Genomic DNA, 18973 nt, shown 5'->3' on the forward strand with positions numbered 1-18973 from the left:
CATGAGGGTAGCGAATTTTCTTAAAATAAACATGACAATTACTAATCAATAACAGAACAAAAAGTCGCTTTACTAATTAAATATGCTGCCGTATACTGAATTCATAACCAGGAAGACAAAGAAACATCAAGCAATATTGACGTAGATAGGAGGTTATAATGAGACATATTTATGAATATTTGTTGAAACAACACATTGGTGAACAAGTTGTTTCCGCAGTTGTCAAAGGTGACAACGTAAAGCGGGGACAACTTGTTTCTTTTCAAAGGGAAAATTCACTTGGGGCAAATATATATGCAAGTGTATCTGGAAGAGTCTGTGAAGTCTCAGATAGTAGTATATTTATTCTAGCAGATGAAAAGCAGAGCACTGATTATATTCCTCTAACACAATCAACTCCTCTGGAACTGATAAAAGAAGCAGGTATTGTAGGCGCTGGAGGTGCAGGATTCCCTACTTATGCTAAATTATCCAAACCGTTCAAGAAAAATGGAACAGTTGTGATAAATGCAGCAGAATGTGAACCAATACTTTCACATAATATAGGGAAAATAGAAAAGAAACCAAAGCAATTACTGAGGGGCTTAGAAATTGCTATGGAAGTTTCTAATGCATCGTCAGGAGTCATTGCAATTAAAGAATACCAAAGCGTGGCAATCAAAAAGCTGGAAGAAGCAAATACAAACAGTAATATACATATTGTAACCCTAGATGATATTTATCCTATGGGTGAAGAAAGAGCTATTATTCGAGAAGTATTTGGGAAGCTGTTGCCAGTTAATTCACTTCCGCTGGAGGCAGATGCAATTGTAATTAATGCAGAAACAGCATGCAGAATTCAAGAGGCTGTTGATGAGAAAAAACCCTTTATTGACAAAGATCTTACGGTAGCTGGAAAAATCGCAGATAATTCAAATGACAAACTTATTCAAGTTTTTTATGATGTTCCACTAGGAATAAAGGTTTCAGATGTATTTGAGATGGCAGGCGGTGTTTCTAAAGACTACGGTGAATTAATAATGGGTGGACCATTTACTGGCAAGAGAACAACAATGGATTCTCCAATTGTCAAAACTACAGGTGGTCTGATAGCTTCAGAATGTTTCATAAAGGGTCCATCAAAGATAGGGATTTTGGTATGTGCATGTGGCGCTGATAAAGACCGTTTATGTGAGATAGCAGAAAGTATGGGTTCACAGGTAGCCGGAGTTGAATATTGTAAACAGGCTATCAAAGTAAATGGAAGCAGGAAATGTGAAAACCCTGGAAAATGCCCAGGACAGGTACAAAAGGTAATGGCATTAAAAAAGAGTGGAGCAGAAGCGGTTTTAATAAGTAATTGTACAGATTGTTCTAATACAGTTATGTCATGTGCACCCAAATTAGGGCTTCCAGTATACCACTGTACGGATGGTGCGCTTAGGGCTGTTAACCATAAATTAATAAGAAAATTTAATAAAAGCTAGGGGGAAACGATATGTCTATTACAAATGAAACATTAAAACTTCATATGAAAGATCCTGCTATTTTTTGTTGCAGGAGACAAAAGGGACTTGTAATAAGTGCTGCAGATTTAGAAGATCCAACATTATTTGATGATATGGAAGAGGCTGGATTATTAACCCTTAGTCCAGATGGTCTTAAGATTGAACAAGTCTTAGGAAGTACGCTTATTAAAGATGTTGAGGCATTAACACCTATTACAACTGATGTGTTAGACAAAATAAACGATACTGCGCCAGTAAAAAATGATGCATCAAAAAACATGGTTAAGGAAGATAAAGATGATTTGCTAAAAAAGATAGTTCATACGACAACAGGAGGGAATGGAATGATTCATATTGAGATTGAAAAGGCAGAAAATATCACAGGATTAAAATTAGATATTCCTGTATTTGCCGGGGGAAGTAATATAGAAGAAGTTGCTGCACCTACTATACCAAAAGCAGTAGCAGGAGAAAAGAAATCAATTAGAACTCTTGTGAAGAAACATATGAAAATCACAGATGTTGAAATAGGAGAAAAGACATTTATAAAAGATGGAAAGATCAGCATAGATAAGAATATTGTAGAGAAAGCAGTGAAAGAAGATCCTTTATGTAAGAGTATAAAACTTGATGTTATATATCCAGATAAGCGTCATGTTTACACTGAAACAATTATGGATGTCTGCCCAATTGCTACAAAAGTGGAAGGTGAACTTGGAGAAGGTATTACTAAGGTTGCAGATGGAGTTGTATTCATGTTAACAGGTGTTGATGAAGAAGGAGTTCAGGTTCATGAGTTTGGTTCATCTGAAGGATATCTTGATGAAAAGATGTATTTTGGTCATCCTGGATGTGCAGATGAAAATGATATTATCATTCGATGTCATGTTGTTATACAAAAAAATACAGGAATGACTCGTCCAGGTCCATTTTCAGCACATAAGTGTCAGGATTATATTATTCAGGCAGTCCGCGATGAGCTTAAGAATTATGATGGAGAAGTATTGCATGAGGAAGTATGTGAAGATGTAAGACGTAGTGGAAATCCTCGTGTTGTACTTGTTAAAGAGATTATGGGACAAGGAGCCATGCATGATAATGTAATTTGTCCTACAGAACCTTGTGGAATTCTAGGAGGCCAAAAGAATGTTGATTGTGGTAATGTACCAATTATGCTTACACCAAATCAAGTAAGAGATGGTTCAATACATGCATTAACATGTATAGGACCGGCTACTAAGGAAATGACACGTCATTATATTCGTGAACCTTTAGTAGAAGGATTGGCAGCTGATGATGAGTTTGATCTTATCGGAGTTGTATTTGTTGGCTCCCCTCAGGTAAATGATGAGAAAATGTGGGTATCAGAGAGATTAGGTTCTCTTCTTGAATCTTTAGATATAGATGGTTGTATTATAACAACAGAGGGATTTGGTAATAATCACATTGACTTTATACAGCATATTGAACAGGCTGGAAAGAGAGATATACCAGTAGTAGGAGTATCATTCTGTGCATATCAGGGCCAGCTAGTAGTTGGTAATAAATATGCAACAGCAATGGTTGAAGAAAATATGGATATGGGAGGATTTGAAAATAATGTAGCTGGATGCTCATGTGTAACAAAAGAAGTTGCAGCCCGTGCAATTCAAATGTTGAAAAACAAGATGGCAGGTGTGGATATTAAGCCGGCATCAAAAAAATGGAGTAACGACATTATTAATGCCAATAATAAGCTTTTAGGACTTTCAGAAACAAAATTGGTTGATAATGGAACACTACATTGATGGATTATATAATCAACCCAATTAAAATGGGAGGGCTTGTAAAAAAGGTATCGGATAACCAGATAAAAGTCCATTTGCACGGGAGGCTTGGAGTTATTTCTATTCCAAAACATCTGGTAATACCCTGCGATAATTTGCAAGAAGGCCTAGAAACAGAATTTTATTTTAGTTATATACAGGTAGTTGAAGATCCGTATGATTATGATTCATCGGATATGATTACAGATCATGAAATAAGTCCATGCCTGCTTGGAGGAAAGATTTCAGAGGTAAATGATACAGCAGTAAAAGTAGAAATTATAAATCAATTGGGAACTATTGCAGTGCCAAGGCGCTGGGTATTTACACCTGTACCGCTAAAAGAAGGTCAGAATATAGAATTTTATTTCAGCTGTATGCAGGTAAGTAGGTAAGAAAAACATCCCACTTGAATCAATATAGGAGGTAGAATTATGAGTTTAACAACAGTAGAAGGAATGCAGTCAGAAATTTTTGTACCAATTACACCTAAACCGGTGTTTACAGAGTTAAAAAAGCCATTAAGTGAATGTAAGGTAGCATTTATTACAGCAGGAGGAATACACATCAAAAGTCAGGTGCCATTTAATACTTCAGGTGATTTTTCTTACAGAACTATTCCGTTTGAGATTCCATCAGATCAGTTAATGGTAACACATGGAGGTTTTGATAATTCTGATATTAATAAAGATGTAAATGCAATGTTTCCAATTGATCGTCTTCATGAACTTGTAGATGAAGGCTTTATAGGATCACTTTCGACAGAGACATACACATTCATGGGTGGTGGTGGAAATGTTGAGAAATTTAAGAATGAGACAGGCCCAGAGATTGCCAAGAAATTAAAGGAGCAAGGAGTAGACATAGTACTTTGTACTGGTGGTTGTGGAACCTGCCACAGATCAGCAACTATCGTTACAAGATGTTGTGAAGCTGAGGGTATGAGCTGCGTAGTTATAGCAGCACTTCCTCCGATTGCAAAGCAGCAGGGAGCACCTAGAATTACAGCTCCACATGTACCAATTGGGTCTAATGCAGGAGAACCTAACAATATTCCACAACAAACAGCAATTATAAAAGAATCTTTGGAGTGGGTTCGTGATTGTCCAAGTTACAATGCTATAAAAGTACTTCCATATGAATACAGACATAATGTATAAATTAAAGTTATAATAATTGCATTTTTTAAGCACCTTAACAGCCAAATGTTTTGATGCTCACTTGTAATATATCTTATGTGGGATGACTCACATAAGATGCAAAGCATAAGTGATAATAAAAAAAATATTAGGAGGCTATAATAATGAGATTAAAGGATTTAGGATTAAGTGCACAGGATATTAAAGATAAAGTCAACAAATATATGATAGAGACATATGAGCGTTTTGACTTTTTGGCAGAAACAGCCAAAGATCAGTATATATATGATGAAAACGGAACTGCATATTTAGATTTTTATGCTGGTATTGCAGTAAACTCTGCTGGAAGTTGTAATGAAAAAGTAGTGGAAGCAGTAAAAGATCAAGTATCAGATATTATGCATACATTTAATTATCCATATACTATTCCACAAGCACTTTTGGCGGAAAAAGTATGTACAACTATTGGAATGGATAAGATATTTTATCAGAATTCAGGTACAGAAGCCAATGAAGCTATGATTAAGATGGCTCGTAAATATGGAGTCGAAAAATATGGTCCTAAAAAATATAATATCGTAACTGCAAAAATGGGATTCCATGGAAGAACATTTGGTGCAATGTCAGCCACAGGTCAGCCTGATAATGGATGCCAGATTGGTTTTGGTCCTATGACAGATGGTTTTACATATGCAGAGTATAATAACCTTCAGTCATTTAAGGATGCATGTAGTGAAAATACAATAGCTATTATGATTGAACCTGTTCAGGGAGAAGGTGGTGTTCATCCAGCAACACAGGAATTTATGAAAGGATTAAGAGAATTCTGTAATGAACATGAAATGCTTCTTTTAATTGATGAGGTTCAGACAGGATGGTGCAGAACTGGTAAGTTCATGTCGTTTATGCATTATGGTATCAAACCAGATATTATATCTATGGCTAAAGCTCTTGGGGGTGGTATGCCAATTGGTGCTATATGCGCATCCAAAGAAGTTGCAAAAGCATTTACTTCTGGTTCACATGGTACGACATTTGGTGGTAATCCTGTTTCGTGTGCAGCAGCTTTAGCTGAAGTGAACGAACTTATTGATAGAGATCTTGCAGGTAATGCAGAAAAAATGGGTGCTTATTTTATGGAAAAATTAAGCAAACTGCCACACGTCAAAGAGGTAAGAGGTCAGGGACTTTTGATTGGGGTTGAATTTGATGAAAGTATAAGTGGTGTTGATGTTAAACATGCATGTTTTGACAGAAAGCTGCTCATTACTGCAATTGGTGCTCATATTATTCGTATGATTCCTCCGCTTATTATTTCAGAGAAAGACTGCGATAAGGCTGTTCAAATAATTAAAGAAGCAGTTGAATCTTTATAAAATAATAGTTGCGCAGACCTTTTAATATATTGTAGTTGCAGGAATGGGGTATATTATGAATGAGTTTGATTTTCTGCAGGTATTGCATTTTCATTTGCAAGATTAGGAAATGTTCATGCTATGAGTCATCCGGTGAGTGCATTTTTTAATGTGCCTCATGGAGTCGCTAATGCAATAGTACTTCCAACAATTATAGAGTATAATGCACTTGCTGATAACGGTGAATATTATAAAATATATAATTATAGAGAAATGCTGGTTAAGGTGTCATGACAAAATTTAATGATATATATAATAAAATATCAGTTTACAAAAGAGGAAATATATGAGTATAATGCATATATATAATAAAATATAAGGTAGGCAAAGGTGCTTAAAAAAAGTAATTTGCCTGCCTTTTTTTTATATCTTATAGTTAAAAAACATAAAACAACTTGCTGATAGGTCAATAAAAAAATTATTAAAATATGGGGAGGAAATATTATGAAAAAGAAAATATTAGCTGTTTTGATGTTAGGAGTTATGACATTATCGTTTATGGGATGTGGAAGTTCTGGAAGTGATTCAGCTTCAAAACCAGCAGATGCTCAAAAAGCATCAACAACCGATTTAGAGGGGTCAATGAAAGATGTTTCAATTAAAATAGGTACTTCGGGGTTATTTGGGCCATTCTCGTATTATGATAAAGATGGAAAAACATTAATTGGGTATGATATTGACTTAATCAATGATATCCAGAAAATTCTTGGATTTAAAATTGATGGCGGCGGTCTTCAGGCAATGGATTATTCTGCACTTACAACTTCTATTGCAGAAGGAAAGTTAGATGTAGGAGCAGCAGCTTTATGTGCAACAGATGAAAGAAAAGCAGTAATGAAATTCTCAGATACATACTGTGATTCAGGTCAGAAAGTTATGATCAATAAAAACAATGATGAAGGTATCACAGGTGTAGATTCATTAGCAGGAAAAACAGTAGCAGTTGAAAAAGGAACAGCGTCACACATTTATGCACAGAAAAATCTAACAAATTCCAAAATTGAAGTTCATGATACTATTACAACAGCTTATGAGTCTTTAGAACAAAAGAAGGTAGATGCAGTTATTCAGGATGCTCCAGGATGCGCATTCTATATAAAGACAACAAATGGAACAGCATTAGAGACAGTTGGAGATGAGTTTAATAATGGACAGGCACCATATGCAATTGCGTATAATAATAATTTTAAGTATAAAGATAAGTTCGATGCAGCACTTGCAAAATTAAAAGAAGATGGAACATTAGATAAACTTTACGATAAATGGTGCAAATAATTAGATAAGTCTATGCAGCCTAAAGAAAGGACAGGTATAATGTATGAATATACAATTCTATCAAACAATTTTACCAATGCTGTTTTCTGGAATTAAAATCACATTTTTCATAGCAGTATTAGGTATTTTATTTGGATTAGTAATTGCTGGTTTTTGCGGTTTCATTTTACAGTCACAATTAAAAGGTTTAAAGATTATTGCAGAAGTTTATATTTGGATTATTCGTGCTACTCCATTAATGGTGCAAGCTCTCTATGTATATTTTGTCATTCCTAAATTGACAGGAATAGATTTTGGGGCAACAACAGTTGGAGTTATTGTAATAGCATTAAATTCAGGTGCATTTATGTCAGAAATAATTAAGGGTGCGCTTCAGAGTGTTGATTTAGGTCAGAAAGAGGCGGCAGTCTCTTTGGGACTTACAAAGATTCAAGTTATGATTCATGTTATTATTCCTCCAGCAACAAAAATTGCACTTCCAGGGTTGTTTAATCAATTTATTATTTCTGTAAAAGATACAGCGCTTCTATCTGTTATTACAGTAAGTGAAGTAACTCATCAGGCACAGACGTATGCAGCATTAAGTTTTCAGACAATTCCAACATATACAGTACTAGCAGCATTTTATTTAATTGTTATATCAGTTCTGATTATTATTCAAAAATTTATTGAAAAGAAAATGAGGTGAATAATTAATGATAGAAGTTAAACATTTAAAGAAAAATTTTGGTGATTTAGAAGTTTTACGTGATGTGAATATACACATAAAGCCTGGGGAAGTAGTATGTGTTATAGGACCATCAGGTTCAGGTAAAAGTACATTTCTGCGCTGCATAAATCAATTGGAAACAGTTACAAGCGGAGAAATATTATATAATGGCAAGAATATTATTGATAAATCATATGATATTCGTAAATTTCGAGAAGAAGTTGGAATGGTTTTTCAGAGGTTTAATCTTTTCCCATTAAAAACAGTACTGCAAAATGTTATGATGGCTCCAATGCTAACTAAACATAAATCAAAGTCTGAAGCAAAGGAACTAGCAATAAAATTACTAAAAAGGGTTGGACTTGAAGAAAAAGCAGATGTCTATCCACCTACACTTTCTGGTGGGCAGCAGCAGCGTGTGGCTATTGCAAGAGCACTTGCAATGGAGCCACAAGCACTATTGTTTGATGAACCAACCTCTGCGTTAGATCCTGAACTGGTTGGAGATGTGTTAAATACAATGAAGGATTTGGCAAAAGATGGCATAACAATGATTGTTGTAACTCATGAGATGGGCTTTGCCAAAGATGTAGCAGATCGCGTTGTTTTTATGGCAGATGGACTTATTGTAGAAGAAGGCAGACCTTCAGAAGTATTGGAAAATCCAAAGGAAGAGCGTACGAAATCATTTCTTGCCAGATTCTTAACAGCATAAGGGGGAGAGGTAAATGAGCAAATATGTAATTACAATTACTAGGCAGTTTGGAAGTTTAGGGCGTCCAATTGCCAAACGTTTATCAGAAATTCTGAATATAGAATACTATGATAGAGATATTGTGGAAGCATCAGCACAGAAATTAAATCTTCCAATATCTGTTATAAGTGATCAGGAAGAGAGCAGTTCTGATTTCTTTAAAATGCTGTTTCCCCTTGGAACAGAAAATTTAAGTCAGCAGAAAAAAATATTTGAGACACAGTCAAAGATCATTCAGGAATTAGCAGATAAGGAAACCTGCATCATTGTAGGAAGATGTTCTGATTATATATTAAGAAATGAAAAAAATGCATTTCACATATATATTTATGCACCTTTGGATGCTCGTATGAGAAACTGTGTTGATAGTTTGGGAATGAGCACATCAGAAGCAGAAAAGATGATTATGAGTGTCGACAAGGCAAGACTGGCATTTCATAAACAGTATGCAAAATATAGTCCTGGAGAACCAACGTCCAAGCATATTCTGGTAAATAGCGCGTTTCTCGGAGTTGAGGGTACGGCACAATTACTGGCATATGTTGTTAGAAAAAAATTTAGTGAATTAAAAGCCCTTTGACAAAAGAATATAGGAGGGAATGAATATGAAGTTCAATCCAAAAACAATGGACTATAAATATAAATTCAAAACAATAGATTCTCATACCATGGGAGAGTCAACTAGAATTATATATGAAGGTTTTCCAGAAATTCCGGGTAAAACAATGATGGAGAAAAAGCAGTATTTAGAGAAGCATTATGATAATTGTCGAGAAGCAATTATGCTTGAGCCACGAGGACATAGAGATATGTTTGGGGCACTTCTTACAGAACCAATCCATGAAGAGGCAGATATAGGAGTAATATTCATGGACAGTGATAATTATTTAAATATGTGTGGGCATGGCAGTATTGGGGTGGCTTCTATGGCTGTTGAAACTGGCATTGTTGAAGTAAAAGAACCATATACTGAAGTGGTTTTAGATGCCCCCTCCGGGATAATACAAACAAAAGTTAGGGTTATTAACCATAAAGCAGTAAATGTAAGCATTATAAACGTTCCATCATTTTTGTATAAGAGTAATTTGCAAATAGAAGTACCTCAATATGGAAACATCACATATGATATTTCATTTGGAGGATCATTCTTTGCTTTGGTAGATGCAGATGCTATTGGTCTGAAATTAACAGAGGAGAACATGAAGGAGATTACAGATCTTGGAATGAAACTAAGAAAGATGATTAATTATACACAGAATATTAAGCATCCATATTTGGACATAACAACTGTGGATTTAGTGGAATTTTATACGCATGATTGCAGTGACAAAGCCAGTATGAAGAACTGTGTAATTTTTGGAGGTGCTCAGGCAGACAGATCCCCATGCGGAACAGGAACAAGTGCTAAGCTTGCAGCACTGTATGCAAAAGGAGAGCTTGAAATTGGAGAAGAATTTGTTTATGAAAGTATTATAGGTTCTTTATTTATGGGAAAAGTGACAAAAGAAATTGAAATTGACGGAAAAAAGGGAATTATACCACAAATAACTGGAAGCGCATATATCACCGGAATGAATACATGGATATTAGATGATGACGATCCGCTGGAATTTGGTTTTAGCATTGGTACTAAGGTACAATCAAATAAATAACAAGTCCATTTGCCAGCCTATTTTCCATCATCAAAGGAGGTTAAATTGCATGTGCAATTTAACTAAGTTCGAGAAACCAAATACAAGATTTGGACTCTCACTTATAATAGGCCCACTATGAGGGCAATTACTTTCTTGCCTGATGAAAAATATCCATGTCAACTTTGGACTTGTTATTTATTTTCATGTGCCTAAGGAGATGAAGAGGGAAGAAAGTATTCAGTAATGAATTTGTAGGCATTACTATGATAATAGTAGGAATTGAAATACAGATAAGAGAATCGAAAAAATACAAAAAAAATTATGATTATAAGTAATTAAAATGAAATTTTAGAGTGGGGGAAATCTCACTCTTTTTAAGAATTTAAGTGAATCTTAGTTGAACTTGAATAGTTGAATAGTAAAGAAAGTTTTAAGATATCGTTATCCAAAAAGAATTGAGGAGTTAATTTTGAAAAATGTATATATAACAAATATTCAAAAATATTCAATACATGATGGGGATGGAATTCGTACTACTATATTTTTTAAAGGCTGCCCTTTACGATGTAGTTGGTGTCATAATCCTGAGACTCAAAATTATGAGAAGGAAATAATGTACAATAAAGAACAGTGTACAAAATGCAGGCAATGTATTGAAATATGTCCACAAAAAGCAATACATGTTAAAGAAGAATATATGTTTACAGAAAAAGAAATTTGCAAAGCTTGTGGCACTTGCACTGACTATTGCTTGCAAAATGCTAGAAATATAGCTGGAAAACATTACTCTGTCTCAGAGCTTATAAAAGAGGTAGAAAAAGATTATTTATTTTATGAAGAATCAGGAGGTGGAGTTACTTTATCTGGTGGAGAAGTTATGGCTATGGATATGGAATACGTAGAAAAACTTGTAAAAGAATTTCACAAAAGAGGAATCAGAGTTAATATTGATACTTGTGGCTTTACTTGTTATGAAAACTTTGAAAAAATTCTAGCGGTTATAGATACATTTTTATATGATTTAAAACTTATAGATAATGAACTTCATAAAAAGTATACAGGAGTAGATAATACACTGATTCTGGATAACTTAAAAAAACTTTATAAAGATAAAGCCAAAATTTATATTAGGATTCCTCTCATTGAAGGTGTGAATGCTGAGGAGAAGCATATAAGAGATATAATAAAATATTTGCTAAGTAACAATATAAGGCCTCATAGAATTAATCTTTTGCCATATCATAATACGGGAATGAGTAAATATTACAAATTACAAAAAATATATGAAGGTGATAACTGGCGTGCTCCAGATCCTAAGAAGATGCAAGAATATAAAAAAGAATTTGAAAAGTATGGATTTATAAATGTTATTATAGGAGGTTAAATTATGGAAAGAGGAATGAACGATCGTATTAAAAAACTTAGAAAACAAAGTGTAGATACAGAAGCGCATATATATATGGAAAGAGCTAAAATTATGACTGAAACATATAAAGAATATGAAGGTACAGTATCTGTACCAGAGCTTCGTGCTATTTGTCTTAAAAATTATTTTTCAAAAAAAACTCTATGTATTAATGAAGGTGAACTCATTGTAGGAGAAAAAGGTGATGGTCCTCAAGCAGCTCCAACATTTCCAGAACTTTGCTGTCATACTATAGAAGATATGCATGTTATGAATGATAGAGATTTAATTAGCTTTAATGTTAAAGATAAAGATTATGCATATCAAGAAGAAGTTATTATTCCATTTTGGAAAAATCGTTCTATTCGTAACTTAATCTTAAGAAATATGAGTAATGAATGGAAAAATGCTTATGAATGCGGTATTTTTACTGAATTTATGGAACAAAGAGGGCCAGGTCATACTGTGGGTTCTGGAAAAATATATGAAAAAGGATTTTTAGATTACAAAGAAGATATAAAGAAAGCTATAACTGAGTTAGATTTTTTAAATGATGCCGAAGCATTAGACAAAAAAAATCAATTATCAGCAATGAGTATAGCATGCGATGCAATTATTATTTTAGGCGAAAGATATGCAAAGCTTGCAAGAGAAGAAGCAGAAAAAACATCAGATCCTTCATGGAAAGCGGATCTTTTGCAGATTGCAGAAAACTGTGAAGTAGTTCCAGCTCATAAACCAAAAACCTATTGGCAGGCCTTACAGATGTATTGGTTTGTGCATCTTGGGGTTACTTCTGAATTAAATCCATGGGATGCATATAGCCCAGGAAGATTAGATCAACATATATATCCTTTCTATGAGAATGATATTGAAAAAAATATTTTAAATGATGAAAAGGCAAAAGAACTTTTAGAATGTCTTTGGATAAAATTTAACAACCAGCCTGCTCCACCTAAAGTAGGGATTACACTAAAAGAGAGCAGTACCTATACAGATTTTGCAAATATTAATACTGGAGGAATAACTCCAGATGGAGAAAATGGTGTAAATCCTGTTAGTTACTTGATTTTAGACTGCATGGATGAAATGAAACTTTTGCAGCCAAGTTCAAATGTTCAAATCAGTCGTAAAACTCCACAGAAGTTCTTAAAAAGAGCTTGTGAAATATCAAGAAAAGGATGGGGACAGCCTGCCTTTTATAATACGGAAGCAATTATTCAGGAATTATTAAATGCTGGGAAAAGTATTGAGGATGCGAGAACTGGAGGAACAAGTGGTTGCGTAGAAACAGGAGCTTTTGGAAATGAAGCTTATATTTTAACTGGATATTTTAATCTTCCCAAGATATTTGAACTTACTTTAAATAATGGATATGACAAGGTAAATGGTAAACAATTGGGTTTAGAACTTGGGTATGCTGAAGATTTTAATACTTATGAAAAACTTTTTGATGCTTACAAGAGGCAGATTGAATATTTCCTTGATATAAAAATTAAGGGAAGTAATATTATTGAAAAAATATATGCAGATAATATGCCTGTACCGTTTTTGTCTATAATTACTAATGACTGTATTAAAAAAGGAAAGGATTATAATGCAGGAGGAGCACGTTATAATACAAATTACATTCAAGGGGTTGGCATAGGAACTATCACAGACAGCTTGGCATCTGTAAAATATAATGTATTTGATGAAAAAAAATTTACTATGAAAGAGCTCATGAATGCCCTTGAAAATAATTTTGAAGGCTATGAGAGAATACTTAATTTAGTTCGTAATAAAACACCGAAATATGGCAATGATGACCCTTATGCAGATTCAATTATGAAAAGTGTTTTTGACTTTTATAGCAAAAGTGTTACAGGCAGGCCTAATATGAAAGGTGGAACATATAGAATTAACATGCTTCCAACTACATGTCATGTATATTTTGGAGAAGTAATGATGGCCAGTCCTAATGGTAGATTTGCTTATAAACCGGTATCAGAGGGGATTTCACCTGAAAAGGGTGCTGATACAAAAGGTCCTACTTCAGTGATAAAGTCAGCATCTAAGATGGATCATTTAAGAACAGGGGGAACATTATTAAATCAAAAATTTACTCCTAGTGTTGTAGCAGGGGAAAATGGTTTGGAACAAATGTCAAATCTTATACGTACTTATTTTAATATGGATGGACATCATATTCAATTTAATGTTATTGATAGAGAAACTTTGATACAAGCACAAAAAAATCCTGAAGAATATAAAGATTTGATTGTGAGAGTTGCAGGCTATAGCGATCATTTTAGAAATCTTAGTAAGGCACTACAAGATGAAATAATTGAACGTACAGAACAATCATTTAATTAGGAACAATTAAAAAAGAAATAAAACTTATAAGAACTATGGCTAAGAAGAAAAAACTAAAGGAAAAATTGTAGCAGCAGCATGGAGTTTATTTAAAAAGCAAGGATATGAGGATACAACCATAGATGAAATTATTGATGAAGCTGATGCTTCAAGAGGTACGTTTTATTACTATTTTAATGGGAAAGATGATCTTTTAAGTTCACTTTCCATTTTTTTTGATGATAAATACGAAGAAGTAATGCAGCAAATAGATCTTAAAATTAATAGTTTTGATAAACTTTAAAATTTAAAGTTCATTTAGATCTTAAAAGAATATATAAAATTTTCAATTATGCTTCTAACTGAAAATTTTACAAAAAAAGTCAAATTTATAAACATAATATTTCTTAATTCTCCTAAAATATTAGTAAATGTTATATTAATTACATCTTTTAAATTCCATTTCCAATACTGTATTAACCGTGTGCTTGCCCACATAATCTAAGGAATTGTATTTATCTAATAAAGATTTCTCTTCTTCAGTTAATTGTGATTTTATGTCAATTTTTTCTTCTTCCCACCCCATTAAGTATGCTGGTGTTGTCTCTAAGATAGCTGCGAGTTTTTCAATTTTATCAGAGGGTATATTGGAAATTACACCACTCTCGTATCGTTGAAGAGTTGGCTTACTAACAGATAGTTTATTCGAGACTTCCTCCAATGTGAGGTTCAAATCTAAGCGTCTTTTTTTTATATTTTCTTTTAATCCCATAGTTTTTATCTTTCCCCTCATAATTTAATTCAAATTAATTATATTATAACATTTGTTTCTGTATATGCAACAATTATTTCCTAAAACTTGGAATAAGTTACTTGTTAAGTATTGACAGCAATATCCAAATAATGTATTATATTACTTAACAAGTAACAAAAGGGGGATTATTATGATACTAGTTAATGAGTTGAAAGGGAAAATAAAATCAAAAGGCTATACTCAAGAAAAACTCGCGAGAGAATTAGGAATTTCTCCAAAAACTTTATGTACTAAACTAAACAAAGGGATCTTCGGATCTGATGAAATTGAAAATATGATAAGAATATTAGAAATACAAAATCCGATAGAAATTTTTTTTGCCTAGTAAGTTACTTAGAAAGTAAAATATATAATTTAAACATAGATAACTAGAGATTAATAACTATTAATCAGCAATGGCTTGAAAATATCTCAAAAACACATCAGGAAGTAAGAAGATAATAAATTGAAAAGATAAAAAAATAACTTAAACAAAGGTTTAAATTAATGCATTGTCTATACAGTGTAAAGGTTTAGATTAATTATTAAATGAGGTGATTTATAAAATGGGAAAATTAGAATGCCTAGTAAAAGAAACCGAGAAGTTTGAAGGAAAAGATATTGGAGCAATTCTTGGTTTTGATAAATACAGAAGTATTGAAGATGTCTATGCAGAAAAGATTGGAGAAATTGAATTTTTAAGACAAGGTCTTGAAGTTATATATTGGACAAGTACCTTAGAAGAAGTAGTTTCAAGAGAATTTATGATTAGAACTAAAAAGAAGATACGGAAGAATAATATAAATTCAGTTGATAAGGATTATGAATATATGGTTTCTAATGTTAATAGAAAAATCATAGGAGAAAATTCAATTCTGGATTGCAAAGTAATTAATGGAATAGATGAAGCTCAGATAAATGATAAAAACTTTATTAGGATGAGAGTATTAGAGGCTCAACATAATATGAAAGTAAAAGAAGTAGATAAATGCTACATTGCAATGCTTATTAACGGTCGAAAATTCATCTTAAAAGAAATTAAACGTGATGAAAGTTTAATTTCTAAGATAGTTAAAGTAGAAGAAAAGTTTTGGAATTATTATATAAAAAAGAAAGTCAAGCCTAATGAATCATTGAGTTTGGATTAATTAATGCTCAAAATTTTAAAATGGTAAGGAGAGTAGAAAGAGAGATTTTATAAATGAATTTCAAAATCTTTAAATCTTATATCTACGTTTGTAATTTTATTGGACTAACTCCATCATGGGAAGGGCTTGAAAGGTTCAGGTTATTTTGTTTAAGGGAGCGTGGAAACAGTGGCAGATATCAAATGGATTAAGTTATCTACTAATATGCATGATGATGAAAAGATGAAATTAATAGATGCAATGCCAAAGAGAGATACAATACATTATGTTTGGATAAGAATACTTTTATTGGGTGGAAAGCTTAATGCAAACGGAGAGATATTTTTATCAGAAGGAAAACCTCTTACAGCTAAAATGTTAGCCGTATTATTTTCAAGATCATTAGAGGACATTAAACTTGCACTAAAAGTATTATCTCGATTTGGCATGATTGAAATAGCTCCTAATAAGGTGATTAAAATTGTAAATTGGGAAAAGCATCAAAACATAGAAGGAATGGAAAGAGTTCGTGAACAAAATAGAAAAAGAGCTGAGAACTATAGAGAAAAGAAAAAATTAGATGAGAAAGCTTCACAAAATAACAAAGAGAATGATGCAAATATTTTTGAAGCTGAAAATTTAGATGAGATGGAGGCTGATGAAAATAAACCAAAAGACGATTTTGAAACTAATGAAAGTATAGCAATTGATTCTGATGATAAAAGTAAAATTGATTCAGAAGATCCTGCTAAGAATAATTCTAATAATGATGAGATAGCTGATCTCAATTCTATAAAAAACAATAAAAATAAAGGAAACATTACTCAAAAAAACAGTAACGTTACAAAAAATGAAAGTAACGCTATTGTAACGGAGCAGAATAAGAAAGAGATAGAGAATAAGAAAAAGAGGGATAAAAAAGATATAGAAATAGAGAATACAAATTTGATTTCTAAGATAAATAATGAGACTTCTACAAGTCAAAAAGTAAATTCTGTAATATCCATGGTACCAGAAGTTATGGCAGATCAAATAACTACATCACATAAGGATGATGACATAAACGCAAGCTCTATGAGAATTATGTTTTATTATCAAAAAATAACGGGAATACCTGGTGGAGCCTATAGCTTTGCCATTAGGAAAGCAATTGATACTTATGGTGAAAAAGTAGTTAAGATGGCTATAGATACAGCCTTTGATCAAAATCAAACTGGATTTAAGTATATTAATGGCATATTAAAAAATTGGAAGAGAGATGGATATCCAAAAGAGGATAAGGAGGTAAAGAAAAATGGGGTTAGAAGCTATGGAAAGAATATCAAAGCAGATAAAAACGAATTTGCAGGATTCAAACCAAAGGAATCACGAAAACTTACAGAAGCTGAAAGAAAGAGAATTCATGCAAACCTCATATAAGTGTGATAAATGCTGTGATACTGGATGGATTTTAATACCACAGGAACATATGCAGCCACTTGCGGTAGCCTGTGAATGCAGAAAAATAGAAAAGCTGAAAAGTGAGTGGAAGTATTCTGGAATAAATGTTGAGCAAAGTAAATATACTTTTTCAAATTTTGAGGTATGGAATGAAGCATCTAGTAGAATAAAAGATACTGCAGCAGCTTATTGTACTGATTTTGATGATATAAGAGATAAGAGAAGAAACAGTCTATTGCTATGTGGTCAGGTTGGTTGTGGCAAAAGTCACATGAGTGTTGCAGTTGCACTAAACTTTTTAAAACAAAAGATTAAAGTTGTTTATATGCCGTACAGAGATGTAATAACAGAAATAAAGCAGAATATGATTGATCAGGAATATTATAAAAAAGCAATCTCAAAATATCAATTATGTGAAGTATTGCTTATTGATGACCTCTTTAAAGGAAAAATAAACGACAGTGATATAAATGTGATGTTTGAGATTATAAATTATAGGTATCTTAATTTTTTACCAATTATAGTAAGCAGCGAATTTTCAATTGATAGGCTTTTAAACTTTGATGAAGGGGTGGGGTCACGCATATATGAGATGGCCAAAGATTATGTTGTAGAAGTTGAAAAGGATATAAGGAATAACTATAGACTTAAGTGAAACCTTTCTAGTTGAGTTTTACTTAATCTCAAACTACTAAAACTTATGCATATCTTTAGATGATAATAACAATGTTTGAGTGGGATAAATAAAATTTTGGAGGCGTTTGAGCATGAAAGCATCGGGAATAGTAAGAAATCTTGATAATTTGGGAAGGGTTGTAATACCCAAAGAAATGCGGAATTTAATGGCGATTAAGGAAGGAGATCCAGTGGAAATTATTAAAGTAAACAATGAGGTGGTTGTTAGGAAATATAGCAAAGGATGTATCTTTTGCGGAAGTAGTCAGGAGATTTCTGAATTTAAAGAAATAATTGTTTGCAACGAATGTAGAAAGGCTTTAGGTCAAGAGTAAATATTCAGAGTAAAAAATAGAAGCTTATCTGCTAAAGGATAAACTTCTATAATTTTACTTAAAATTAAGCTATATCAAATTTTGTGACTTGTCTTTGAGTAACTTGAGCTCCAGATTTCTTAGCTAAACCACCAGAATTTGTTTTGAATATATCTTTTGCTATTATAGTATCCATAAGTGAATTGACTTCAGCTTTAGTAAGATCTGATTTAACACTTGGAATATTTAAAGTAGTCTTTTCGCCATTTTCAGTTAGAAAAGTCAAAGATAAGGTATATTCCATTAATAGGTCCTCCTTTCATAAAGTTCATTAAGTTAAGGAAACTCCTACTCCTAGCGTCGTAGGAGTACTCACATAGTAAGCGACCATCATCAAATCATAGATTCGCGATGCCTGCTTAAGCATTAACTAAACTAGAGGCTTCATTTACAAAGTAATCTCTAGTCTGAACTGATAAAACAGCTTTTATAGCTTCAGCAACATCATAGATGTTTTGGGAAGCAGCATCTGTTCTAACATTGGAAAAAGTTTTCTTGGTAAATATCGCGTCGCCCGCTTTATCAGTTCCACTTTGGATCTCAATGCTTAATGATGTTGTTTGAAGTGATTTTGTTACAGCCATAGTCTAAACCTCCTTTATTTTTA

Annotated in this window: 21 protein-coding genes and 1 pseudogene; 19 read left to right on the plus strand and 3 right to left on the minus strand. The window is 32.9% G+C overall.

Annotated features, from left to right (window positions below; all coding sequences use genetic code 11):
* Window positions 1-158: 158 nt before the first annotated feature.
* From prdC to CDLVIII_RS29805, 14 genes and pseudogenes are all read left to right on the plus strand, one after another.
* Window positions 159-1466 carry a proline reductase-associated electron transfer protein PrdC gene (gene prdC, locus CDLVIII_RS10340; protein WP_009169400.1) on the plus strand — a complete coding sequence of 436 codons (1308 nt, stop codon included), beginning with the start codon at window positions 159-161 and terminating at the stop codon, window positions 1464-1466.
* Between the two features lie 11 nt (window positions 1467-1477).
* Window positions 1478-3274, plus strand: a complete 1797-nt coding sequence (prdA, locus tag CDLVIII_RS10345; RefSeq protein WP_009169401.1) for a D-proline reductase (dithiol) proprotein PrdA — start codon at window positions 1478-1480, stop codon at window positions 3272-3274.
* Complete coding sequence (locus tag CDLVIII_RS31920) at window positions 3274-3687, plus strand: CBO2463/CBO2479 domain-containing protein (RefSeq protein WP_009169402.1); 414 nt, start codon at window positions 3274-3276, stop codon at window positions 3685-3687. Before prdA ends, CDLVIII_RS31920 begins: the two co-directional genes overlap by 1 nt.
* Window positions 3688-3726: 39 nt before the next feature.
* Window positions 3727-4452: a D-proline reductase (dithiol) protein PrdB gene (gene prdB / locus CDLVIII_RS10355; protein WP_009169403.1), complete on the plus strand. Its 726-nt coding sequence runs from the start codon at window positions 3727-3729 to the stop codon at window positions 4450-4452.
* Window positions 4453-4595: 143 nt separating this feature from the next.
* A complete protein-coding gene (locus tag CDLVIII_RS10360; RefSeq protein WP_009169404.1) occupies window positions 4596-5807 on the plus strand; it encodes an acetylornithine/succinylornithine family transaminase in 1212 nt (403 codons plus the stop codon).
* Window positions 5808-5882: 75 nt separating this feature from the next.
* Window positions 5883-6053, plus strand: a pseudogene (locus CDLVIII_RS29800) (iron-containing alcohol dehydrogenase); the annotation flags it as partial.
* A 237-nt stretch (window positions 6054-6290) separates the two neighbouring features.
* Entirely contained in the window at window positions 6291-7121 is an 831-nt protein-coding gene (locus tag CDLVIII_RS10365; RefSeq protein WP_009169405.1) for an ABC transporter substrate-binding protein, read from the plus strand.
* 43 nt (window positions 7122-7164) lie between these two features.
* Window positions 7165-7809: an amino acid ABC transporter permease gene (locus CDLVIII_RS10370; RefSeq protein ID WP_009169406.1), complete on the plus strand. Its 645-nt coding sequence runs from the start codon at window positions 7165-7167 to the stop codon at window positions 7807-7809.
* A 7-nt stretch (window positions 7810-7816) separates the two neighbouring features.
* Window positions 7817-8545, plus strand: a complete 729-nt coding sequence (locus CDLVIII_RS10375) for an amino acid ABC transporter ATP-binding protein (RefSeq protein WP_009169407.1) — start codon at window positions 7817-7819, stop codon at window positions 8543-8545.
* A gap of 13 nt (window positions 8546-8558) precedes the next feature.
* Window positions 8559-9164, plus strand: coding sequence for a cytidylate kinase-like family protein (locus tag CDLVIII_RS10380; protein ID WP_009169408.1), 606 nt, complete (start codon window positions 8559-8561; stop codon window positions 9162-9164).
* Between the two features lie 25 nt (window positions 9165-9189).
* On the plus strand, window positions 9190-10236 hold the full coding sequence (locus CDLVIII_RS10385) for a proline racemase family protein (RefSeq protein WP_009169409.1): 1047 nt from the start codon (window positions 9190-9192) through the stop codon (window positions 10234-10236).
* A gap of 451 nt (window positions 10237-10687) precedes the next feature.
* Window positions 10688-11602 carry a trans-4-hydroxy-L-proline dehydratase activase gene (locus CDLVIII_RS10390; protein ID WP_009169410.1) on the plus strand — a complete coding sequence of 305 codons (915 nt, stop codon included), beginning with the start codon at window positions 10688-10690 and terminating at the stop codon, window positions 11600-11602.
* Entirely contained in the window at window positions 11603-13978 is a 2376-nt protein-coding gene (gene hypD, locus CDLVIII_RS10395) for a trans-4-hydroxy-L-proline dehydratase (RefSeq protein ID WP_347462524.1), read from the plus strand.
* 118 nt (window positions 13979-14096) lie between these two features.
* Window positions 14097-14261: a helix-turn-helix domain-containing protein gene (locus CDLVIII_RS29805; RefSeq protein WP_242835972.1), complete on the plus strand. Its 165-nt coding sequence runs from the start codon at window positions 14097-14099 to the stop codon at window positions 14259-14261.
* A gap of 135 nt (window positions 14262-14396) precedes the next feature.
* Here CDLVIII_RS29805 and CDLVIII_RS10400 read toward each other — a convergent pair whose 3' ends face one another.
* Complete coding sequence (locus CDLVIII_RS10400; protein WP_242835877.1) at window positions 14397-14750, minus strand: helix-turn-helix transcriptional regulator; 354 nt, start codon at window positions 14748-14750, stop codon at window positions 14397-14399.
* A gap of 151 nt (window positions 14751-14901) precedes the next feature.
* Here CDLVIII_RS10400 and CDLVIII_RS10405 point away from each other — a divergent pair, with 151 nt between their 5' ends.
* The 5 genes from CDLVIII_RS10405 (at window position 14902) to CDLVIII_RS10425 (ending at window position 18327) form a co-directional block, all read left to right on the plus strand.
* A complete protein-coding gene (locus tag CDLVIII_RS10405; RefSeq protein WP_009169413.1) occupies window positions 14902-15096 on the plus strand; it encodes a DUF739 family protein in 195 nt (64 codons plus the stop codon).
* A gap of 220 nt (window positions 15097-15316) precedes the next feature.
* Window positions 15317-15898 (plus strand): YqaJ viral recombinase family protein, encoded by a 582-nt coding sequence (locus tag CDLVIII_RS10410; protein ID WP_050816251.1) that lies wholly within the window; start codon window positions 15317-15319, stop codon window positions 15896-15898.
* A gap of 168 nt (window positions 15899-16066) precedes the next feature.
* Window positions 16067-17296 (plus strand): phage replisome organizer N-terminal domain-containing protein, encoded by a 1230-nt coding sequence (locus tag CDLVIII_RS10415; RefSeq protein ID WP_009169415.1) that lies wholly within the window; start codon window positions 16067-16069, stop codon window positions 17294-17296.
* 49 nt (window positions 17297-17345) lie between these two features.
* Window positions 17346-17972 carry an ATP-binding protein gene (locus CDLVIII_RS10420; RefSeq protein ID WP_035302211.1) on the plus strand — a complete coding sequence of 209 codons (627 nt, stop codon included), beginning with the start codon at window positions 17346-17348 and terminating at the stop codon, window positions 17970-17972.
* Between the two features lie 112 nt (window positions 17973-18084).
* The gene (locus CDLVIII_RS10425) at window positions 18085-18327 is read left to right on the plus strand and encodes an AbrB/MazE/SpoVT family DNA-binding domain-containing protein (RefSeq protein ID WP_009169417.1); all 243 of its coding nucleotides are present in this window, start codon (window positions 18085-18087) and stop codon (window positions 18325-18327) included.
* A gap of 64 nt (window positions 18328-18391) precedes the next feature.
* Here the strand turns inward: CDLVIII_RS10425 and CDLVIII_RS10430 are convergent, their stop codons facing one another.
* Together CDLVIII_RS10430 and CDLVIII_RS10435 are read right to left on the minus strand one after the other, a co-directional pair.
* Window positions 18392-18610, minus strand: coding sequence for a DUF2922 domain-containing protein (locus tag CDLVIII_RS10430; protein WP_009169418.1), 219 nt, complete (start codon window positions 18608-18610; stop codon window positions 18392-18394).
* A 115-nt stretch (window positions 18611-18725) separates the two neighbouring features.
* Window positions 18726-18950 carry a DUF1659 domain-containing protein gene (locus CDLVIII_RS10435; protein WP_009169419.1) on the minus strand — a complete coding sequence of 75 codons (225 nt, stop codon included), beginning with the start codon at window positions 18948-18950 and terminating at the stop codon, window positions 18726-18728.
* Window positions 18951-18973 lie beyond the last annotated feature (23 nt).

Source organism: Clostridium sp. DL-VIII, from assembly GCF_000230835.1.
Classification (GTDB): domain Bacteria; phylum Bacillota; class Clostridia; order Clostridiales; family Clostridiaceae; genus Clostridium.